This window comes from Acinetobacter sp. SWAC5, assembly GCF_003419885.1.
In the GTDB taxonomy this organism is placed as follows: domain Bacteria; phylum Pseudomonadota; class Gammaproteobacteria; order Pseudomonadales; family Moraxellaceae; genus Acinetobacter; species Acinetobacter cumulans.
This window is the reverse complement of sequence record NZ_QUWR01000010.1, coordinates 24,376-45,445: the sequence shown is the minus strand read 5'-3', so window position 1 is coordinate 45,445 and position 21,070 is coordinate 24,376. Positions and strand designations below refer to the sequence as shown.

19 protein-coding genes are annotated in these 21,070 nt (G+C 40.5%); 14 read left to right on the top strand and 5 right to left on the bottom strand.

Annotated elements, in window-relative coordinates:
• Window positions 1–56 precede the first annotated feature (56 nt).
• The 11 genes from moaA to DYI81_RS08785 all read left to right on the top strand — a co-directional run bounded on the left by moaA (window position 57) and on the right by DYI81_RS08785 (window position 11,838).
• Window positions 57–1,082, top strand: coding sequence for a GTP 3',8-cyclase MoaA (moaA, locus tag DYI81_RS08835; protein ID WP_117007340.1), 1,026 nt, complete (start codon window positions 57–59; stop codon window positions 1,080–1,082).
• Window positions 1,083–1,086: 4 nt separating this feature from the next.
• The gene (locus DYI81_RS08830; RefSeq protein WP_117007339.1) at window positions 1,087–1,338 is read left to right on the top strand and encodes a MoaD/ThiS family protein; all 252 of its coding nucleotides are present in this window, start codon (window positions 1,087–1,089) and stop codon (window positions 1,336–1,338) included.
• A 5-nt stretch (window positions 1,339–1,343) separates the two neighbouring features.
• Complete coding sequence (locus DYI81_RS08825) at window positions 1,344–1,916, top strand: molybdenum cofactor biosynthesis protein MoaE (protein WP_117007338.1); 573 nt, start codon at window positions 1,344–1,346, stop codon at window positions 1,914–1,916.
• A 49-nt stretch (window positions 1,917–1,965) separates the two neighbouring features.
• On the top strand, window positions 1,966–2,889 hold the full coding sequence (gene moaCB, locus DYI81_RS08820) for a bifunctional molybdenum cofactor biosynthesis protein MoaC/MoaB (RefSeq protein WP_106984339.1): 924 nt from the start codon (window positions 1,966–1,968) through the stop codon (window positions 2,887–2,889).
• The gene (locus DYI81_RS08815) at window positions 2,886–4,127 is read left to right on the top strand and encodes a molybdopterin molybdotransferase MoeA (protein WP_117007337.1); all 1,242 of its coding nucleotides are present in this window, start codon (window positions 2,886–2,888) and stop codon (window positions 4,125–4,127) included. Before moaCB ends, DYI81_RS08815 begins: the two co-directional genes overlap by 4 nt.
• A gap of 56 nt (window positions 4,128–4,183) precedes the next feature.
• Window positions 4,184–4,939: a molybdate ABC transporter substrate-binding protein gene (modA, locus tag DYI81_RS08810; protein WP_117007336.1), complete on the top strand. Its 756-nt coding sequence runs from the start codon at window positions 4,184–4,186 to the stop codon at window positions 4,937–4,939.
• Window positions 4,940–4,955: 16 nt separating this feature from the next.
• Complete coding sequence (gene modB, locus DYI81_RS08805) at window positions 4,956–5,639, top strand: molybdate ABC transporter permease subunit (RefSeq protein ID WP_106984336.1); 684 nt, start codon at window positions 4,956–4,958, stop codon at window positions 5,637–5,639.
• A gap of 1 nt (window position 5,640) precedes the next feature.
• Window positions 5,641–6,276, top strand: a complete 636-nt coding sequence (locus DYI81_RS08800) for an ATP-binding cassette domain-containing protein (RefSeq protein WP_117007335.1) — start codon at window positions 5,641–5,643, stop codon at window positions 6,274–6,276.
• 34 nt (window positions 6,277–6,310) lie between these two features.
• Window positions 6,311–7,681: a siroheme synthase CysG gene (cysG, locus tag DYI81_RS08795; RefSeq protein ID WP_117007334.1), complete on the top strand. Its 1,371-nt coding sequence runs from the start codon at window positions 6,311–6,313 to the stop codon at window positions 7,679–7,681.
• A gap of 343 nt (window positions 7,682–8,024) precedes the next feature.
• Complete coding sequence (locus tag DYI81_RS08790; protein WP_117007395.1) at window positions 8,025–10,193, top strand: TonB-dependent siderophore receptor; 2,169 nt, start codon at window positions 8,025–8,027, stop codon at window positions 10,191–10,193.
• A 196-nt stretch (window positions 10,194–10,389) separates the two neighbouring features.
• Window positions 10,390–11,838: an NAD-dependent succinate-semialdehyde dehydrogenase gene (locus DYI81_RS08785; RefSeq protein WP_117007333.1), complete on the top strand. Its 1,449-nt coding sequence runs from the start codon at window positions 10,390–10,392 to the stop codon at window positions 11,836–11,838.
• A 105-nt stretch (window positions 11,839–11,943) separates the two neighbouring features.
• On the opposite strand, the gene DYI81_RS08780 is transcribed toward DYI81_RS08785, so the two are convergent.
• The gene (locus DYI81_RS08780) at window positions 11,944–13,731 is read right to left on the bottom strand and encodes an acyl-CoA dehydrogenase (protein WP_117007332.1); all 1,788 of its coding nucleotides are present in this window, start codon (window positions 13,729–13,731) and stop codon (window positions 11,944–11,946) included.
• Window positions 13,732–13,832: 101 nt separating this feature from the next.
• Here DYI81_RS08780 and DYI81_RS08775 point away from each other — a divergent pair, with 101 nt between their 5' ends.
• Entirely contained in the window at window positions 13,833–14,819 is a 987-nt protein-coding gene (locus DYI81_RS08775; protein ID WP_117007394.1) for a helix-turn-helix domain-containing protein, read from the top strand.
• 144 nt (window positions 14,820–14,963) lie between these two features.
• Here DYI81_RS08775 and DYI81_RS08770 read toward each other — a convergent pair whose 3' ends face one another.
• The 4 genes from DYI81_RS08770 to DYI81_RS08755 form a co-directional block, all read right to left on the bottom strand.
• Window positions 14,964–16,046: an amidohydrolase family protein gene (locus DYI81_RS08770; protein ID WP_117007331.1), complete on the bottom strand. Its 1,083-nt coding sequence runs from the start codon at window positions 16,044–16,046 to the stop codon at window positions 14,964–14,966.
• A gap of 121 nt (window positions 16,047–16,167) precedes the next feature.
• A complete protein-coding gene (locus tag DYI81_RS08765) occupies window positions 16,168–17,382 on the bottom strand; it encodes an outer membrane protein transport protein (RefSeq protein ID WP_117007330.1) in 1,215 nt (404 codons plus the stop codon).
• Window positions 17,383–17,481: 99 nt separating this feature from the next.
• Window positions 17,482–17,967 carry a hypothetical protein gene (locus DYI81_RS08760; RefSeq protein WP_117007329.1) on the bottom strand — a complete coding sequence of 162 codons (486 nt, stop codon included), beginning with the start codon at window positions 17,965–17,967 and terminating at the stop codon, window positions 17,482–17,484.
• 97 nt (window positions 17,968–18,064) lie between these two features.
• Window positions 18,065–19,021, bottom strand: a complete 957-nt coding sequence (locus DYI81_RS08755; protein WP_117007328.1) for a fumarylacetoacetate hydrolase family protein — start codon at window positions 19,019–19,021, stop codon at window positions 18,065–18,067.
• A gap of 157 nt (window positions 19,022–19,178) precedes the next feature.
• Between DYI81_RS08755 and DYI81_RS08750 the strand changes: the two genes are divergently transcribed.
• Both DYI81_RS08750 and DYI81_RS08745 read left to right on the top strand, forming a co-directional pair.
• Entirely contained in the window at window positions 19,179–20,060 is an 882-nt protein-coding gene (locus DYI81_RS08750) for an alpha/beta fold hydrolase (RefSeq protein WP_117007327.1), read from the top strand.
• 1 nt (window position 20,061) lies between these two features.
• The gene (locus DYI81_RS08745; protein WP_117007326.1) at window positions 20,062–21,042 is read left to right on the top strand and encodes a VOC family protein; all 981 of its coding nucleotides are present in this window, start codon (window positions 20,062–20,064) and stop codon (window positions 21,040–21,042) included.
• Window positions 21,043–21,070: the final 28 nt, after the last annotated feature.

The following is a 21,070-nucleotide window of genomic DNA, read 5'->3' as shown; positions in this document are numbered from 1 at the left end:
GGCATCTCAAATGAGCTGTTCATCTACAGCGCATTTGAATGCAATGGATTAGACGTATGCATAGCATCACAAAATTACAAGCGACTCCGTTCCAAGATCAATTTGGGCGGTACAAGCGTAAATTGCGTATATCGGTGACAGATCGGTGTAATTTTAAATGTGTGTATTGCATGCCTGAGCACCCTGAATGGATGCATAAACATAATTTACTCAGCTTTGAAGCTTTATACGCATTTTGCAAATTTATGGTACAACGCGGTATTGAGCAAATTCGTATTACTGGTGGTGAACCACTCATGCGTCAGGGAGTTGTTCATTTTGTACAACAACTACAAGCACTAAGAACTTTAGGTTTAAAACGAATCTCTATGACCACTAATGGTCATTATTTAAAGCAATATGCACAGGCCTTAAAACAAGCAGGCTTAGATGACTTAAATATTAGTTTAGATAGCTTAGATGCAACACAATTTCAGCAACTCACTCAAAGAAAACTTGCTCCAGTGCTAGAAGGCATTGCTGAAGCAAAAAAAGTAGGATTGAAGCTCAAAATTAATACTGTGCTGATGCAGAGTTTTAATAGCAATCAAATTATTTCCTTAGTGCAATGGGCCTTGCAACAACACGTTGAATTACGTTTTATTGAGTTTATGCCCTTAGATGGCGATAAAAAATGGACTCAACAAGAGGTCGTGTCCGAACAATACATATTAGAAATCTTAAGCAGCCAATTTAACGTACAGATTTTAGAAGGACAAGGCGCACAGCCTGCGCGTCAATACTTAGTGAATGGTCAAGCTTTGGGGATTATTTCCACCATTACAAACTCCTTTTGTGGTCGCTGTGACCGTTTGAGACTAAATGCGCAAGGCGAATTTTATAATTGTTTATTTTCACTGCAAGGGTTGAATATCAAGCAGGATATTGAGGCATTAAGTTTTTATCCTCAGCAAAATGGCACACTTTTAAATAGTAAATTGGCCTCTTATATTTGGCAAAAAGAACAAGGCTTTCATAGCTTAATGGCACAAAATCAGTCAAGCGGTCTTCGTAAAATTAGCATGCACATGATTGGAGGCTAAGCCGATGCATAGCATAAACATCTGTATAGAAGCTTTTGGTGCAATCGAAAAACAACTTCCTCAAGAACTGACTTTTGAGTGTGAGTTTAATGCCACAGTTGCAGAGGTCTTAAATATGATCGTGCAGACCTATCCGCAAGTTGAAGCAATGCTAGAGCGCTGTGCCTGTGCAATCGGCGAAGACATTATCTCTAGACAGCAACATTTAACGCAAAATAGCACTGTTGTGTTGTTGTCACCTGTCGCAGGAGGTTAAAACTCATGCTCAAAGATTTTTCGCGTATTCAAAGTGAATTATTTAACCAAGCGCTATTTGACACAATCCATGCTTTTCCAGAATGTGGTGGTGTGGGAGTATTTATTGGAACTGTACGTAATCATCATGATGGCAAAGCGGTAAAAGCATTGAAATATACCGCTTATGCACCTGTTGCCGAAAAAATGATTCGCCAAATTGAGCATGACATTCAAACAAAATACGGCGTGTCTTATGTAAGAGTGGTTCATCGAGTTGGGGCTTTAGATATAGGCGATACAGCAATTATTGCCATGGCCTATTCAGCGCATCGTCGTGAAGCTTTTCAAGCCTGTGAAGAAGCAGTAGAACGTGTAAAGCATGAAGTGCCCGTGTGGAAAGAAGAATTCTATATGGATGGCAGTAGCCAATATGTAGAAGGTTGCTGTATTCGTAAAGACCATGACCCCAACGCGCATACAGGATCTTTAATCACAGCGACACATACACACTGCTCACATCAGCATGATGAACACCATTTAAGCCAAGATATTGATGAATCAGCCAAAGTGCCTGTTTTCTATCAATGGCCTTTATAAATTTATAAAAATTTTAAATATATTTAAAAAACTAGATTGAGGAAATGCAATGAAAAATGTCGGGATGAAAGCTGAAAGCTATCGTACTGCAATTGCCACAGGGATACTTCATGCACCGGCACATTGCATTGAATTATTAAGAAATGGCAATACTGAAAAAGGCGATGCGCTAAAAACTGCACGGATTGCAGGTATTTTAGGGGCAAAACGTACTGATGAACTAATTCCGTTGTGTCATCCATTGCCCATTTACCGTGCAGATGTCGAATATCAACTATTTGAGGCGCATGTCGAAATTAGTGCAGTGGTCGAAACCATTGGCCCAACTGGGGTTGAAATGGAAGCCTTGACTGCGGTAAGCCTTGCAGGTTTGACTTTATATGACATGCTCAAACCGCACTGTGAACCAGAAGACTTATGTTTGGATCAGGTAAAGCTGCAGAAGAAAAAAGGTGGAAAATCTCACTTTAGTCGTGTGCTTAAAGAAGCTTTGTCCGCATCTATTATTGTGCTTTCAGATACTGTTGCTGCAGGTAAAAAACCAGATACAGCGGGGCAGAATGTTTTAGAAATTTTAGAAGAAGCAAATTTTAGCAACATCAGCTATCAAGTTATATCAGATAGCCCTGAACAACTTTTGGCTTTGGTAGAACAGCATAAAGCGCAATATCCACTAATTTTAACTGTGGGTGGTACAGGCTTAGGCCCGAAAGATTTAACTGTTGAAACACTTCAGCCTCTGTTACAGCGTGAAATTCCCGGCTTAATGGAGGCTTCGCGAAGTTTTGGACAAAAGCGGACGCCTTATGCGGCTTTAAGTCGAGGTATTGCAGGCTATATTGATCAAAGCCTTGTCATTACCTTACCAGGGAGCCGTCAAGGTGCTAAAGAATCTTTAATTGCCATTTTACCCGCCTTGGTTCACTTATTTGATGTGCAAAAAAATATCCCTCATGCAGGAGGATATCAATGAATCAATCGGTCGGACATTTAGCCTGTGGTGCGGAAGCTGGATTAATTTCAATTGATCAAGCCTTGGCACTTATTTTTAAGAATGTGCAAAGCCTAGGTACAGAAACGGTCGCTCTTTCTGATGCCTTAAACCATTTTCTCGCGGAAGCTGTATATTCAAGTCTTAACTTACCCATGTTTTCACAAAGTGCTGTCGATGGCTATGCAATTTGTGCGACAGGCGATGTACATGCACACACTGAATTTGAACTAGTCGGTGAACTACGCGCAGGTCAATTGGCAAATATTTCCCTGCGTGAGGGTCAAGCTGTAAGGATATTTACGGGTGCAGCAATTCCACAGCACACAACGACTGTTGCACGGCAAGAAATTGTACAAGCCTATGCAGACAAAATTGTGCTAAGCCATGATTTAGCCACACATGCTGATATTCGAGATATAGGTGAAGAAATTGCACAAGGTCAGCGATTGGCAGAACACGGTCAACAGCTGAGCGTCGGTGCTATCGCAGCCTTAAGCATGGCGGGGGTTAGGCATGTACAGGTTTACCGTTATCCGAAAGTTGCAGTGGTGATTACAGGTGATGAAATTGCAATGGAGGCCAGCGATTTAGCTACGGGTAAAATCTTTGATGCCAATGCACCACTCATTCAAGCATGGTTTAAAGCACGTAATCAAAAGGTCAGCATATTTCATGTAGCAGACGATGAAGGCGCAGTTTCAGCTTTATTCGACCAACTTAAAAACCAATATGACCTGATCATTACGACTGGTGGTGTATCAGTAGGTGATTATGACTTTGTCCGTCCTGTGGCCCTAAAGGTTGGTTTTGAACAAATCTTTTGGAAAATTAAGCAAAAACCTGGCAAACCCATGTTTTTTGCGCAATATACAGAGCGCAATTTACATCATTGCTACTTGCTCGGTCTACCCGGAAACCCTGCTGCAGTTTATGTAGGCATGCAAATTTATGCATCCACTTTACTCAATGCGCTACAAAATCAACAACAACAACCAAACTGGTTTAGTGGGCAAATGACCCATGCGCTAAAACCTGATGCACGTGAGCGTTTTTTACGTATGTCTGTTCAATTTGAACAAGGCATCCTTCGTTTAAGCAATTTAACAAAGCAACAATCACATATGCTAAGCAATCTAATGCATGCCAATTGTTTGGTACGTGTACCTGCCAACCAGAGCATACAGATTGGGCAATGTCTAAATGGCATTTTTATTTAATTTCTAAATACATCATGGCTATGTATAAGGGCTCACTCATCCTATAGGAATTACCAATGCGTTTACCTTCTACTCTCATCATAGGGTTGTGTGTACTGTGGAATATCACACACGCTGAAACTGTAAAAATATATGCTGCTGCAAGTTTAAGTAATGCAATTACAGATATTGCAACACAGTATCAAGCCAAGCACAGTGATGTGAAAATTGTTCCTGTGTTTGGGGCATCTTCTGCATTAGCCAAGCAAATTGAAGCAGGTGCGCCTAGCGATATTTATTTTTCTGCAGACCAAGACTGGATGAGTTATTTACTCAAAAAACAGAAAATACAGGCAAACTCCATTCACACGCTCTTATCTAATGATTTGGTTTTAATTGGCCCACGCACAAGCACGCTCAAAATCAAAACTGTACCAGAGTTTGCATTTTCACAATCATTTCAGGGACATCTATGTACAGGTCAAATGGAATCTGTGCCAGTTGGCAAATATGCCAAACAAAGTTTAATTAAATTAAATTGGCTCAATAGTTTGGCTGGCCGAATTGTGGGTACAGATGATGTACGTTCTGCATTGGCATTTGTAGAGCGTGGGGAATGTACGGTGGGTATTGTCTATCGAACAGATGCCATGATTAGCAAGAAAGTGAAAATACTTAGTGTGTTTCCAGCGAATAGCCACCATCCGATTGAGTATCCTGTCGCTTTAACCCTACAAGGTATACAAAACAAAGATGCTGTAGCGTTTTATCACTATTTAAAAACACAAGAAACCTCAAAACATATTTTTAAACAATACGGTTTTAAGCTTTAAAGGCTAGGGTGATGTAATGCTAAGTCCTGAAGAGTGGAGCGCCTTATATTTATCTGCCAAAGTGGCTATGTGTGCAACGCTTTTTTGTCTGCCTTTTGCCATAGCCTTGGCTTGGGTACTTGCTCGGCATGACTTTTATTGCAAATTTTTAGTTGAAGCTTTATTGCAGTTACCAATGGTTTTACCCCCTGTGGTGCTGGGTTATATGTTGCTGATTGTATTTGGTGCAAATGGCTGGGTTGGGCAACTGCTTCAGCACTGGGGGATTCAGTTGGTCTTTAATTGGAAGGGTGCTGTTTTGGCCTCCATGATTGTTGCATTTCCTTTAATTGTGCAACCTATTCGTTTGTCTTTTCAAATGATCAACCAAGAATTAGAGCAAGTCGCAGGTTCGTTAGGGGCAAATCCAAGACAAGTCTTTCAAAGCATTAGCTTGGCTTTGGCCTTACCAGGTATTTTGATGGGTAGCATTTTAGGATTTAGCCGTAGCTTAGGTGAATTTGGTGCAACAATTACCTTTGTGGGCAATATTCCAGATGAAACACGCACCATACCAATTGCCATTTATTCACTTATTCAACAGCCCAATGGTGAGCAAGCTGCCATGCGTTTAGTGGTGCTTTCTGTTTGTATTGCCATGTCTGCCTTAATTGCAAATTATTATATTTTACAACGCTTTCAACGAAAGTTAGGAGCCTAGCATGCTTCGATGTGACTTCCATTTTCAATATGCAACTTTTGATCTACACGCTCAAATAGACATGCAAACACAACTGCTGGGCATTTCGGGGCCGTCGGGAAGTGGAAAATCGACTTTCTTAAAAAATATAGTGGGATTATTACAGCCCAAAGAGGGCTTTATTCAATTGAATGAACATCTGTTAGATGATGCACAGACCCAATTACATGTGCCCATGCACCAACGCCGTATTGCGTTAATTTTTCAAAAAGCGTGTCTCTTTCCGCACCTTAACGTAATGCAAAATTTACAATATTCACTGCGTTTTCAAAACACTGCCGTATGCAAATTTAGTTTTGATGAAGTGGTTGAACTCCTCGAAATAAAGCCACTCCTTAAGCGACGTGTCAATCAGCTCTCTGGCGGAGAAGCACAGCGAATTTCAATCGGACGAGCGCTACTATCTTCACCAGATTTACTTTTGCTTGATGAGCCGTTAACAGGTTTAGACCGTAAATTAAAAGACCAAATTTTACCATTTTTAAAAAATATTAAAGCGCAAACGAACTTGCCAATGATTTATGTCACACACCATTTAGAAGAACTCAGCTATTTGGATGCACAGGTGATGTATATGGATCACGGAAAAATAACTTAAGACACATCAATATTTCAAAATTGGACAGATACACATGGACTTTTTACCAATTTCACTCAAACTGCAACATCAACCTTGTTTAATTGTCGGTGGCGGGGCCATTGCATACCGTAAGGCACAACTTTTGGTGAAAGCTGGGGCAATTATTACAGTAATTGCACCAACGATACATGATGATTTCTTGGCATTAGTAGTCGCGTCTAAAGGTCAATATATTGCCCGTGAATTTCAAGCCGATATTGCGCTTACAAAATATCGGTTGGTGATTGCTGCCACGAACTTGCATGCATTAAATGCAGAAATATATGCCTTAAGTGAATGCCAAAATGTGTTGGTTAACAGCGTGGATGACGTTCCACATTGCCGCTTTATGTTACCTGCAATTATTGATCGCTCACCTTTAATGATTGCAGTGGCCAGTAATGGGACTTCCCCAGTACTCACCCGACAAATACGCACTCAACTTGAATCAACAATACCGCATGAGCTTGGGCGTTTAGCAGAATTTTCTGGAAAATGGCGTAGTGCTGTAAAAGATAAAATAAACACCGCAGATGAACGCCGTATCTTTTGGGAAAACTTGTATGCTAGTCCTCTACGAGAACAGGTTTTTAGTGGCAATATTGCTCAAGCAGATCAACTGATTACTGAAGCTTTAAAACATTGGCAAAAACCGAAAGGGGAAGTCTATTTAGTAGGTGCTGGGCCAGGTGACCCAGAGCTATTAACACTCAAAGCCTTACGTTTAATGCAACAAGCGGATGTGATTATTTATGATCGGCTGGTTTCTGCACCCATATTAGAACTATGCCGACGCGATGCAGAAAAAATCTATGTCGGGAAAGCGCGCTCTAACCATAGTGTACCGCAAGAAGGAATTAATGCTTTATTGGTAAAATATGCTTTAGAAGGCAAACGTGTTTGCCGGCTGAAGGGGGGCGACCCCTTTATTTTTGGTCGTGGTGGAGAAGAATTACAAGAGCTTTGCGAGGCAAATATTCACTTTCAAGTGGTACCTGGTATTACCGCAGCCTCAGGTTGTTCTGCTTATGCAGGTATTCCCTTAACGCATCGTGATTATGCACAGAGTGTTCGCTTCTTAACAGGACATTTAAAAGAAGGCTCTCCCGAGTTGCCGTGGTCTGAATTGGTGTATGAAAATCAAACACTGGTACTGTATATGGGTTTAATGGGGCTAGAAACCATTTGCCAAAAACTTATTGCGCATGGTCAACGTGCTGATATGCCAGTGGCGCTCATTTCAAAAGGCACCACACCTGAGCAAAAGGTAGTGGTCGGAACATTAGCCGATATTAACGCTAAAGTGCTTGAGCATGAAATTCAAGCACCCACACTTACGATCATTGGTGAAGTTGTCAACTTACGCGAACAACTCAATTGGTAGCATCAATTGAAACAGCTGTAAGACTTTAAAACTGTTTGTTTGCCTAAGCATAGTTTGACTGACATTTCGGTTGTACTGTTATTAGGCAATAGACATGCTTTTCACTTCAAAAGCGGTTTAAACGATTAGCAAGGCGCTAGATTCTTGCTCATAAAGCGTATATTGATGCACATAACCAAGGCCAATGTTCAATATGTCAAAATTGATTGAGTGAAGATTTAAAAAACTCGACCAATTGACCGAAAATGCACTTGTTATGCGCCATAAAATTGTCAATACTCACGCCCTAAATTTCAGTCTTAAAACTTTATTAAACCACTACAGTTTAAGGTCGGGTCAAGTTGTGAAAGCGTATCATTTTTCATTATCTCAATTACAAAAAGCATTATTGGCCGTAGGCGCACTTTCAAGTCTAGGACTGAGTACTACACTAACACATGCAAATGAAGAGCAGCCACAACAGTTAGACACGATTCATATTAGTGCACCAACTAATCCAGTGCTTAAAGAAAGCATAAATTTAACAGGATTTCATCAAGAAAATCTGATTGACATCCCAGCATCCATAAGTCGTATTAGTGCCGAAACTATTGCAAATCAACAAGCTAAAACACTGGCAGATGTGGTAAAAAATGACGCTGCTGTAGGTGAGGGTTATGCGCCCATTGGTTACTATGCCAATTTTGTCATGCGTGGTTTTTACCTTAATCTTGGCTCTAGCTATTTAATGAATGGCAATTTACTGCGTGGCGAGCAAAATATTGCACTTGAAAATAAACAGCAAGTCGAAATACTCAAAGGGATTAGTGCAATACAAAGTGGTATGTCTACACCGGGCGGTGTGGTTAATTATGTAACTAAACGCCCTGAGCATATACGTGCACTGACTTTAGATGCAGATAGCTATGGTGGTCACCGCATTGCAGCAGATATGGGAGATTTTTTTGGTACAGAACAGCAGTTTGGTTACCGTTTAAACCTTGCCAAAGAACAAATGCATCCCAATGTAGAACATGCTATTGGTCAACGCCTGTTTGGTTCATTGGCTCTTGATTGGAAGGTTTCTGACCGCTCAAAACTTGAGTTCGATATCGAATCACAACGTCAGCGTCAACGCTCCGTACCGGGATATCAGCTTTTGGACAATGCGACTGTCCCTAGTGATGTGAGTTGGGATCGTTTATTGGGTTATCAAAGCTGGACTAATCCCGTAACCAATACCAGTTTAAACAGTAATTTAAAATTTAGTCATCAAATTAATGATTTATGGAATGCTTATGCCAATGCATCACAAAGTCGTACTGTAGTGGATGATTATTCGGCTTTTCCATGGGGATGTTATGATGCAATATGCCAAAGTACAGGCTTTGGCAATACCTTTGACCAAAATGGTTACTATGATCTTTATGATTACCATAGCCCGAACGATAGCTATTTAAGTAATCAATTTAAGACTGGCTTAAATGGTCAATTTGCGACGGGCGATTGGCAACATCAGTTAAATGTAGAGCTGACACATACCTACAAAAGACATGCACAATATGATGCAGTTAATGAATGGATTGGTACGGGAAATATTCATCAAAATGTGGGGGATGTTACACCTACAACCGTTAGCTTAGGCAATCATTATAAATCTTTAGATAGCAAACAAACTTCGTTAAATATTTCTGATCTCATTGATTTAAATGCAGAATGGTCCGTACTTGCTGGCGGAAAACTGCTTCATTTAAATGAACAAGCATTTGATGTAACACAAACCCAATTACGTGATACAGACATCAATCGATTCTTGCCTCAGCTGGCATTGATGTATCAACCTTGGCAAGGCACACATATTTATGCATCTTATGCTAAAGGTTTAAGTGATGGTGGCCAAGCGCCATGGTTTGCCAACAATAATTTTGAAACATTAGCCCCAATTTATTCCACGCAATATGAGTTAGGTCTAAAGCAACAATGGCAAACATTACTTTTCACTGCTGCACTGTTTGACTTAACCCAAGACCATCAATATACCAATACTGCTTTGGATTTTGTCACGCAGGGTGAACAACATAATCTTGGGCTTGAGCTGGGCTTGCAAGGCAATGTTTCACCTAATTTAGAGTTGGCATCCAGTGTAGCCATTACCCGCGCACGTTTAAAAGGCACGAATACCTTAGAAAATGAAGGCCATCAAGCTCAGAACGTACCTAAATTACGCTTTGCTAACCATTTGACATATCGCGTAGCGCAAGTTGAAGGTTTAAAGCTTTTGGCGGGCATGCAATACAGCGGTCGAAAAAATGCCAATAAGCTGGGCAATGTATCTGTGCCAAGCTATACCTTATTTGATTTAGGCGCGATATATCAGTTTAAAACCAATGACTATGCACATTCGGTACGCTTAAATGTAGAGAACGTTTTAAATAAAAAATACTGGCGTGATGCTGGAGCATACTTTGGCGATGATTACTTATTTTTAGGCACACCACGTACAGCGCAGTTATCGTGGACTGTGAACTTTTAACTTCGTTAATTTAAGTATTTAAAATATGTCTCATCAGCAATTTGGTGCGATGTAAATAAAATTATTAAACATTGAATTGAGCAGATGGGGTGTAGACTACCATCTGCTTTCTTCATTTCATCTGAAGAACAACAAATTTGAATAGGGTCTCATCTCCAATGAATGCGACACCTAGCGTCAATTAAGGAGAACATGGATGCAGCTTAAAAATTCTGAACTGCTTAAAACACAAATTTATATTAATGGCGAATGGTGCAATGCATCTGATGGTCAAAATTTTGCTGTGATCAATCCAGCCACTGGTGAAGAAATTGCACGCGTGCCAAGTGCCAGTACTGAACAAGTAGAACAAGCGGTAGAAGCTGCAGAAACAGCTTTAGTTTCATGGAAACAAACGACTGCCAAAGAACGCTCCACTTTACTGCGCAATTGGTTTGATTTAATGATGGCGCATCAAGAAGATTTGGCTGTCATTTTAAGTACAGAACAAGGTAAACCACTGAGCGAAAGTCGTGGCGAAATTGCGTATGGCGCAAGTTTTATAGAATGGTTTGCCGAAGAAGCAAAACGCACCTACGGCGATGTGATTCCACACGACAAACAAGGCCGTCGTTTGGTTGTTATTAAACAACCGATTGGTGTTGTTGCAGCCATTACCCCTTGGAACTTTCCCAATGCCATGATCACACGTAAAGTCGGTCCTGCATTGGCTGCAGGATGTACTGTTGTCATTAAACCTGCCTCTGAAACACCACTATCTGCATTGGCCTTGGTTGCACTCGCAGAACGTGCTGGAATTCCAAAAGGTGTAGTGAACGTGGTTACAGGTAGCTCACGAGATATTGGTGCCGTGCTGAGTTCACATCCAGCCATCAAAAAAGTTTCATTTACTGGTTCAACAGCGGTTGGTAAGTTATTAATGGCACAATGTGCAACCACCATGAAAAAAGTGAGCATGGAACTCGGGGGGAATGCACCATTTATCGTATTTGATGATGCTGATCTTGATAAGGCGGTGCAAGGTGCAATGGCGTCTAAATTCCGTAATTCAGGCCAAACCTGTGTATGTACCAACCGTATTTTGGTTCAAGACAGCATTCATGATGCCTTTCTTGCAAAATTAACTACTGCTGTAAATCAATTAAAAGTTGCTCCAGCATTTGAAGCAGGTGCAGAGCAAGGGCCATTGATTAATGAAAAATCAGTGGAAAAAATTGAACAACACATTGCCGATGCTGTCGCAAAAGGTGCAACGGTAGTGACTGGCGGTCAGCGCCATGCTTTAGGTCATACCTTCTTTGAACCTACAATTTTATCTGGTGTGACTCAAGCGATGTTGGTTGCCAAAGATGAAACTTTTGCGCCACTGGCTCCAGTATTTAAATTTAGTACAGATGCAGAAGCGATTCAGATGGCAAATGATACCGAATATGGTTTAGCTTCTTATATTTATACCAATAACTTAAGCCGAGCGTGGAATATTTCAGAAGCGCTAGAGTATGGAATGGTTGGAATTAATGAAGGCCTCATTTCTACGGAAGTTGCGCCTTTTGGTGGTATTAAAGAATCGGGGACTGGCCGTGAAGGTTCTAAGTACGGCATTGAAGACTACTTAGAAATTAAATATATGTGTATTGGTATTTAAACGCCGTATCTCAAATAAAAATAAGGATCTCATGATCCTAATTTTTCATTTAACTCAATGCATTTACATATACGAAGTGGCAAAAATCCACTGCAAATATCTACATTAGAACCAATCAATCTGCATATTTGAACAAGTCATATCAAACTGCATGAGTAATTTTGCATAATGCTCAATTTCTGGTAATTCCCACTGTATATAATATTGTGCAGCCTGTAACTTACCCTTAAGGAAGCTAATATCTTCATGATTTTCAGATTGTCCATAAGTCATAAGTGCCTTATTACTCATTTCTAACCAAAGCCATGCCACAATCACTCGGCCCATTATTTCTAAAAATAGTGCTGAGTTTGCCAATGTTTCATTCACTTTGCCTTCGTGTAAAGATTGCCCCAAAACAGCAATTGTTTGTTGTAGCGTATTTAAATGCACTTTGAATATTTTGGCCAAAAGTGCAACTTCTTCAGAGGTAGATGCCTCCAAAGTTTGCTGAATACGTTGAAGCAATAACTCTAGGCCAAGACGATGATGTTGCCAAAGTTTTCGGCCCAATAAATCTAAAGACTGTATACCAAAAGTGCCTTCATGAATCGGATTGAGACGATTATCTCGATAGCACTGCTCTACAGGGTATTCACGAGTATAGCCTGCACCACCCAGCACTTGAATGGCTAAATCATTGGCTTTTGGCCCGTATGCAGAAGGAAACGATTTGACTACTGGTGTAATCAGGTCTAATAAAATGGCACTGTCTTCATTGCCATTGGCTTGGTGTTCATCAATTAAACGTGCAGCAAATAAACACAGCGCAAGCGAGCCTTCAACATAGCTCTTTTGGGCCAATAGCATACGCTTTACATCCGCATGTTCAATAATATTAACTGGTTTTGAGTGGCTAGTTTTATCTGTAGGTAAGCGTCCTTGCGGTCGATTTTTAGCATAGGTTAAAGATTCTAAATAACCACGATAACCAATCATGGATGCGCCAAGTGCAACACCGACTCGGGCTTCATTCATCATTTTGAACATGTACTTAAGGCCATGGCCAGCCTCACCAATTAAATAGCCAACACAATCATCATTTTCACCAAAACTTAATACGGTTGAAGTTGTGCCACGGTAGCCCATTTTATGCAGTAAGCCTGCTAAATTAACATCATTGGCTTCGGCTAATGTGCCATCGGCATGTGTGCGAATTTTTGGCACAATAAATAGAGAAATGCCTTTGGTCCCACTAGGTGCATCTTGAATACGTGCAAGTACGAGGTGCACTATATTTTCAGTAATGTCTTGATCTCCACCAGAGATAAACATTTTTTGACCTTTAATTTTAAAGGTACCATCTTCCTGTGGAATGGCTTTGGTGCTTAAATCACCTAAAGAAGAACCTACATCGGGCTCAGTGAGCGCCATGGTGCCTGAAAAACGACCATTCAGCATGGAGGGTAAAAACATTGCTTTTTGTTCTTCTGTTGCAAAGGCATGAATTACATTGGCCGCCGCCGAAGTTAAAAAGCAATAGGCCACAGTCGAAGGGTTAGCTGACATAAAAAAAGCATTACAGGTCATGTTTAAAAGCGTAGGTAACTGCATACCACCATCAGCATAATCATGTTGTGCGCATAATAAGCCCGCATCGGCAAATTGTTTCCATGCAATTTTAACTTCATCAATTGTCGTGACTTTTTTACCATCAAATGTGGGTTCATGATGGTCTGCTTTTGCGTTATGTGGTGCAAAAAAGTCTAAGGCGATACCATGTGCTGTATCTAATATACTGTTAAAAGAGCTTCTATCATGGTCTTGATAGCGCGGAAATTCTGTTAATTGCTCGGCATTAAATACCTGATATAAAAGAAAGTCCAAATCTTTAAGCTGAATTAAAGGCCCCATGTGCATCATCCTGAATCGTATTGTATATACAAAGATTAGCAGTTGAATTTTAATTTGAGGATTGTCAATATTGACATCTATGGATGAAAAAACGACAAGATATGATCAAAATAGCCGTATTAGGATTTAATGGCGCCTTGGCATCAGCCATTACAGGCATTGTTGATATGCTGGGCTTAGTCGGTGTAAGTTGGCAAAGAATACAAAATATCCCTGTACATTCTTTATTTCAGGTGAAAATTTCTAGCCCCAATGGGCAACCCTTGGATTGCATTAATGGTATGCACATTGCGGTTAAACATAGTTATGCCGATGTGATGGATGCGGATGTATTTATTGTACCAACCATTGGCCGAGAAATTATCCAAACCCTAGAAGCCAATACGGCGCTCATAACGTATTTAAAAAACATTCCAACACCTCAAAAAAGTATTGCTGCCAACTGCACAGGCAATTTTTTTCTGGCAGAAGCAGGCTTACTGGATGGGAAAACTGCGACCACCCATTGGGGCTATGCTGAGTTTTTTAGCCATCGTTATCCTTTAGTCCATTTAAATAGGAACTTACTTATTAGCCGAGATGGTGAAATTTATTGTGCAGGCGGGGGCTTAGCTTGGTTTGATTTAGCCTTACATTTAACTGAGCGTTTTTATGGAATAGAAACAGCGATACAGACAGCAAAGGCTTTTGTTTACCATCGAGACGCTTTGCAAACTTCTTATTCTTTACTCAATATTGCCAAAGCGCATCAAGATCAGTTGGTTAAAAAAGTACAAATTTATTTGTCTGATCATTTAAAACAAGAACTCAACTTTGATGACGTTGCAATGAAGTTTAATGTGACCAACCGTACCTTGATTCGTCACTTTAATACGGCACTTGGGCTTTCTCCACATCAGTACTTATTGGCTTTACGGATAGAAGCTGCACGTAAATACCTTGAGGAAACACAACATTCTATAGAGCAAATAATGCAACACGTCGGCTACAGCGATGCCAGCTCATTTAGACGATTATTTAGAAAAAAGACGGGGTTAACACCTGTTGAATATCGCAGACATTTTAGTCGACAAATTATACATCGCTAATATAATGATGCATGTTATGGATGATTAACACAACCTGTTCATAGAAATAAATAAACTTCTCGCTTAAGCGACAACAGCAAATCACACATTGAGTCATAGACCACAACATTTAACGCAATGTGTGATTGAAATAAATCCATATTTTTATTTTTTTCGTATATTTTCACCCATTTTCAGTACAGGTTTCATCATGCTGTGTTTAAAGCGGGTGGCAAAATTTGCTGATGAAAATTGTTTTAATTCAGGAATGTTTTGTTCCTGCCCAATTTTAAATTGCGGAAATAAACTCAATGCATTATTACGCAGTATTTGATGTTTCATATCTGCATCAAATACTTTCAGCTCATCAAAATTTTGTTTTTGAATGATCGACAATTGCTTAGGTGCAAAAGGAAAATCACTGCCAAAAAGAATATGACTTGGGTCGACCAACTCACTCAGTGCTGCCATAGCATAAGGTGATGGTGACAGCGCCGTATCAAAATAAAAACGGCGGATATAGTGTAAAAAGCCTTGTGGGGTCTTTTCCGCCATTTCCGGCATCATATTGCAAAGTGAGACGCGCCAAGCCACATAAGGTAGGAAACCGCCAGCGTGTGCCAAGATCCAATTAATTTTTGGAAAGCGTTCTAATACGCCAGAAGCAACCAGATTGACCGAAGCACGTGTGGTGTCGCATAAAAATTCTAAAATAAAACCGGGAATATTCAAATTGACTTGATTACTCGAATCATGAATATTGGGGTGAATAAATACCGTCGCACTGCGTTCATTCAGCACATGCATCAACTCTTCAAGTTGTGCATTCCCCAAAAAAACACCTTCAGTACTGCCCAAAAGCACAATACCATCAGCTTTTAGCACATCTAAGGCATATTCAGCTTCTTTGCAAGATTGCTCGGTAAAAGGCATTGGTAAGGTTGTAAATGAACCAAAACGGCTCGGGTATTTTGCTTTAAGTTCTGCAGAAAATTCATTACAAGCACGGGCAAGATCACATGCTTCATCAAGGTTGCCAAAATACACCCCAGATGCGGACAAAGAGGTGATTGCTGTTTGTGTCCCAATCAAGTCCATTGCCTCCAATGAACGTTCTGCATTCCAAGGCGGTAAAGGTGCACCCGCGACTTTATCGATGCCATGTTTTTGCATAGCTGCGGCAAAAGCAGGCGGGATCACATGATGATGCACGTCAATATTCAAATTATGTTCAGGTATTTTTGACATTGGATGTCCTTATCTTTTTGATTGCAACTGTGTAGGCATTTTTAATTTCGTTTTGAATACGATAGAAATAAAAGAGGATGTGTTGCAGTGAAACTACAAGCACATCCTTAATTATAATTTTTTAGAAGCGATAGCCCATTTTCAGCATATAGCCAATTGCGGTGTTATCGGAGTAATCAGCAACTTTGGCAATTTCTTCCATCCCCGGAATAACGAAAGAAGATGAATGACCAATAGCATCACCAAGCCAGAAATATTTCACACCACCTTGTAAAAAGTAATTCGGTGCTGGATTGAATTGCAGTCCTAATCCGACAGCCGTGTAGCCTTCAATCGGTCCAAGCAGGGATGCTGGATTACCTGCGCCGCTGTCCCATGCAGCATTCACAACGCCTGACCATTGATCATTAAATTTTCGTGCAAGGCCGACATCGACAGAAATTTGGTCTTTATCGTATTGCACCAACTTCAAGTCATGACCCATTGCAAGCGCAGTCACCGCACCAAATTGATAGGACTGAATATCAAATTTTTTCCAATTGACCCAACGCGTGTTGGCATAAATGACTGTATTTGGATTAATGCCCGTACGAATATCTAAATTGACCGATTGCGGTGTGGAAGTTTCACTTTGCTGTTGACCGACCAAAGCAATTAGTGCCAGAGGAACAGTCGCTGGAAATTCTTCAACGGATTGCGTTTTATGTTCAATTTCAGAGCGGTAAGTCAGGGAAGCTAAAAAATGTATTTCTGGAATACGATAAGCCGCACCTGCTAACCAACCAATTGCATGGTCTTCACTGGTGCTTTGCTTATAACCTTGCAGTGTACTAAATGCGTTGCCGTGTAATTCCACATTTCCCTTAATGGTTTGGTAAACAGGTGCGGCGTAAAAATTCCAGTTTTGATTGGGCTGATATCCAAATAAGAAGGATAAATTCTGAGTTTTAACTTCCGCTGAGGTACCGCCATTTGGCCCGCTAAATGTGCCATTCGCACGTTGCGGATAGCCAATATCTGCCCCAAAAGGCTGATCATAAATCAGACCAAAAGAAAACTGCGGAGTGAGCTGTAATTTCAGCGCCGCATTATAGTAGGTGCTTGAATTGGTAAATTGTCCTGTCTCCGAATCTGTCCCTGGAATGGCATACATCGGGCGAACTTTTCCTGAAACATCTGCATCTAGTACAGCAATGGAGGCTTCTGCATAGTTTCCGTCTTGTAAAAAGGCACTGATAGATTGTCCTGCACGATCCAGCGCTGCCGCATGTACTGTCGAAATACCCGCACATAAGATTGCAATCGAGAGCGATGTTTTATTCATGTTTTTCATCATTTTATTTCCTTATTCTCTTTCCGTTGAGTGATACATATTTTTTTGCTTATTGTTTAAATCTTTTTATTCATGGAGCTTTTGAGCGTATTCAGTCCATCTTCAAACGCTTAATTGTTTTTGGATGATGCCAACCTCAATTGCATGAAATTTTCGAATTTCCGTTTCGGCAAATTTCGCAATGACTTTATGAATCAGTGGCACAGATATATCTAATTTCCATTCTTGCTGAATTTTGATGTTGTTCTGTGCTTCAAGCAGTTTGGTCTTAAAAGTGACAATCCCTGGAAGATTGGCTTTGAGTGAAGACTCAGAACTGAGTTTTTCCAAATCCCAAAGGTCATTGCGCTGTAAACGAAATGCACCTTTTAACAGCTTGTGAATGATGTCAGGGATGTCTAAATCCAAATTGTAAGCACGTTCTAAGCGATAGTTTTGCCCAGAAATTTCTGAAAGCTGAATGTCCAATTCAGTACAGGGAATGCGCTGACAAATATCTTCGTGAAAATCAGGGCTTTTAAATTTTTGCTTGGCCTGCGTGATATCGACATCACGCAGTTCAGACTCAATTGTGAAAAAATAATCCATTATGTTTTCCTTGATGTGATGCTGTTAAAAAATAAAGTTCCTTAAAATTTCAACATCGAATTTTCAATGAGTTATGTTTAAAGTCTTGTGCGTTTTTCTAGGCAATACGATGCTTTTGCTGTCCTAAATTAATCTTGCCATCTGCGCTTTGAATCGATGATTCAACTTCATCGCCAATGCACAGGTATCGGCCATTAGTTTTTTGTTTTTGAATAAAAATTTGCCATTTCTTTTGTTCAGGCAGAAGAGCAGAAACTTTGACTAAAAGCGGTGAAGGTATTGACAGCGCACAGCCTGAAGGCGTACCAGTCATCAGCACATCACCGGCATTAAAGTTCACAAACTGCGACATTTCTGACAAGGTTTCAGCAGGTTTGAACACCATATTGCGGGTGGAATCCTGCTGACGAGTCTGCTGATTGACTTTTAAACTTAGCTCAAGCTGGTCTAAGTAATGCATTTCATCTGGCGCTAATAAGCACAGCACAGGCCCAAGCGGGCAGAACGTGCGATAGCTTTTGCCTTTGTAAAATTGGGTTTCTGGAATTTGCACATCCCGTGCAGAAATGTCATTGCCAATACAGATACCTGCCACAAAGTCATGCAAGTTATACGCATTCACGTTAATTTCTGTGCTGATGTCTTGTTTCAGCACCAAGCACAGTTCGATTTCATAGTCCAAAAGCTGTACATGTTTGGGCTTAATAATTTCACCTGTAGGCACATGAATTGAGGCACTGGATTTGGTGAAAAACATATTAAATTTTTTGGCATCGGGGTCCATGCCTGAATCAATCATGTGCTGACGGTAGTTTGCACCTTGGCAAATAATTTTTTGATTGGAGGTGATTGGACTAAGCCATTGCACAGCCGATGGGTCAATTGGTGCAGCCATGTCGATGTGAGTACGAATATGATCTAAACCCAATTTGATTAAATCACCTGTGCTAGAGATTTGTTGTAATTCAGGCTTTAAGGCAAAGTAAGCGCTGTCTACTTGCACGCCCCAAAAGCTTACATTTTTATGCATATAACGAACGATATTGAGAGCCATTTTTTATACTTTTTGCATCCTTATTGAACACCAATGTATAAAATATAAATCAAACGATCAATTAAAATTTACAAAATATTTTAAATAACACTTATTGAAAAATTGAACACTATTGTTCAATATGTTTGTAAATTAAACGATTCAAGGTCACAACAAGATGGATTTACAAACAATAAAAGGTCTTAAAAGTTATTTTGTGGAATTTGGCACACGTAAAGTGTTTGTCAGTGAAGTAGGTGAAGGCTTCCCCATTTTGATGCTGCATGGTGGTGGTGCAGGTGCTACAGGCTTATCTAATTATTCAAAAAATATTGAATATTTAGCTCAGCATTTCCGTGTCATTGTGCCGGATATGCAAGGTTATGGTCAGTCTACGAAAGGCGTAAAACGTTCAGATCCTTTTGGTGATTTGGCCGAAGTGATGCTGGGTTTGCTCGATCAACTGAAAATTCCGCAGATTCATATTATCGGTAATTCACTTGGTGGTGCATGTGCTTTACGCATGGCATTAGAAGCGCCTGAACGTGTGACTGCTTTGGTTCTTATGGGGCCGGGTGGCATTAATACCACACGTGGATTACCCACCAAAGGTATACAGCACTTATTAAATTATTACGGTGGTGAAGGACCATCGCGTGAAAAGTTAAGAACCTTTATTCGTGAATATTTGGTTTATGACGGTTCACAAGTATCGGAAGACTTAATTGAACTGCGCTACCAAGCCAGTATTGACCCTGAAGTGATTGCATCACCACCTTTACAGCGTCCGAATGGTTTAAAAGGCGCAATCCGTATGGATTTCACCCGTGACCCACGTTTAAAACGCTGTAATACACCGACCTTGGTGCTGTGGGGCTCAGATGACAAAGTGAATCGGCCAAGCGGTGGCGAAACTTTACGTCAAACCATGAAAAATTGTGATCTGTACTATTTTGCACAAACAGGACATTGGGTGCAGTGGGAACGTGCCGAACAGTTTAATGCGGTGACCTGTAGTTATTTGCAAATACAGACCCCAAGCACATTCTCAGGAGCTTGATATGAATATCTTTGGTCAGGTCAAAATTGGCTATTTGATTGCAGAATCGAATAAGTTCGATGAGTGGATTGATTTTGCTCAAAAATGTTTAGGATTAGCCTTGTCTGAACGTACTGAACAGCATTTGAGTTTTCGTATTGATGATTATCAAAAACGCCTGATGATTGTCAAAGGCGCACAGGAAGATGTGACGCATTTGGGTGTACAGCTTGCAGATGACGCCGTACTGAATGAAGTATTACAGCGTTTTGATACGCGAGGCATTCGCTATCAGCAAGGCAGTGCTGAGGATGCAGCATTTCGTGGTGTCAAAGCCTATTGGTTTATCCGTGGCCCTAAAGAGATTCAACTTGAAATTTTTGTAGATGAAATTCGTAGTGATGCGCCTTTAGACACCAAAGTCAGCGGTTTTTATACCGATGCCAGCGGAATGGGGCATGTTGCACTGACCACACGTAAGCCTGAAAAAATGATTCGGTTTTGGCAGGAATTTTTTGATGCACGTTTAACCGACAGCGTTGAACAAAAAATCAATGGGGTGATTTTAGATGTCAGCTTCCTGCGTTTAAATGAACGTCATCATTCTGTGGCGGTGGCACGTACACGAGGCAATGTACAGCTCGATCCAATCCGCACCCGTGTTCAGCATGTCAATTTTCAGGTATTGGAATTAGAAGATGTCAATGCATCTTACCAACGCTGTAAGGACTATGGCTTTAATGTGGTTTGGGATGTCGGACTACATACCAATGATCGTGAAATTTCATTTTATGTGGCAAGTCCATCCGACTTTGAAATTGAACTGGGGTGGAACCCCATCAAGATTAATGAACAAACATGGAAACCGACCAAACACACCTCGATTAGTGTGTGGGGGCATAAACCACGTAAAGCCACGCCCATACATGGCATTTTGCATGAATTTGGCAATGTGCAACGTGGCTTAAAATCCTTAAAACGTGACGAATATTCACCGATTTAAGTCTTAAAACTGAGCTTCAAAAAAATCG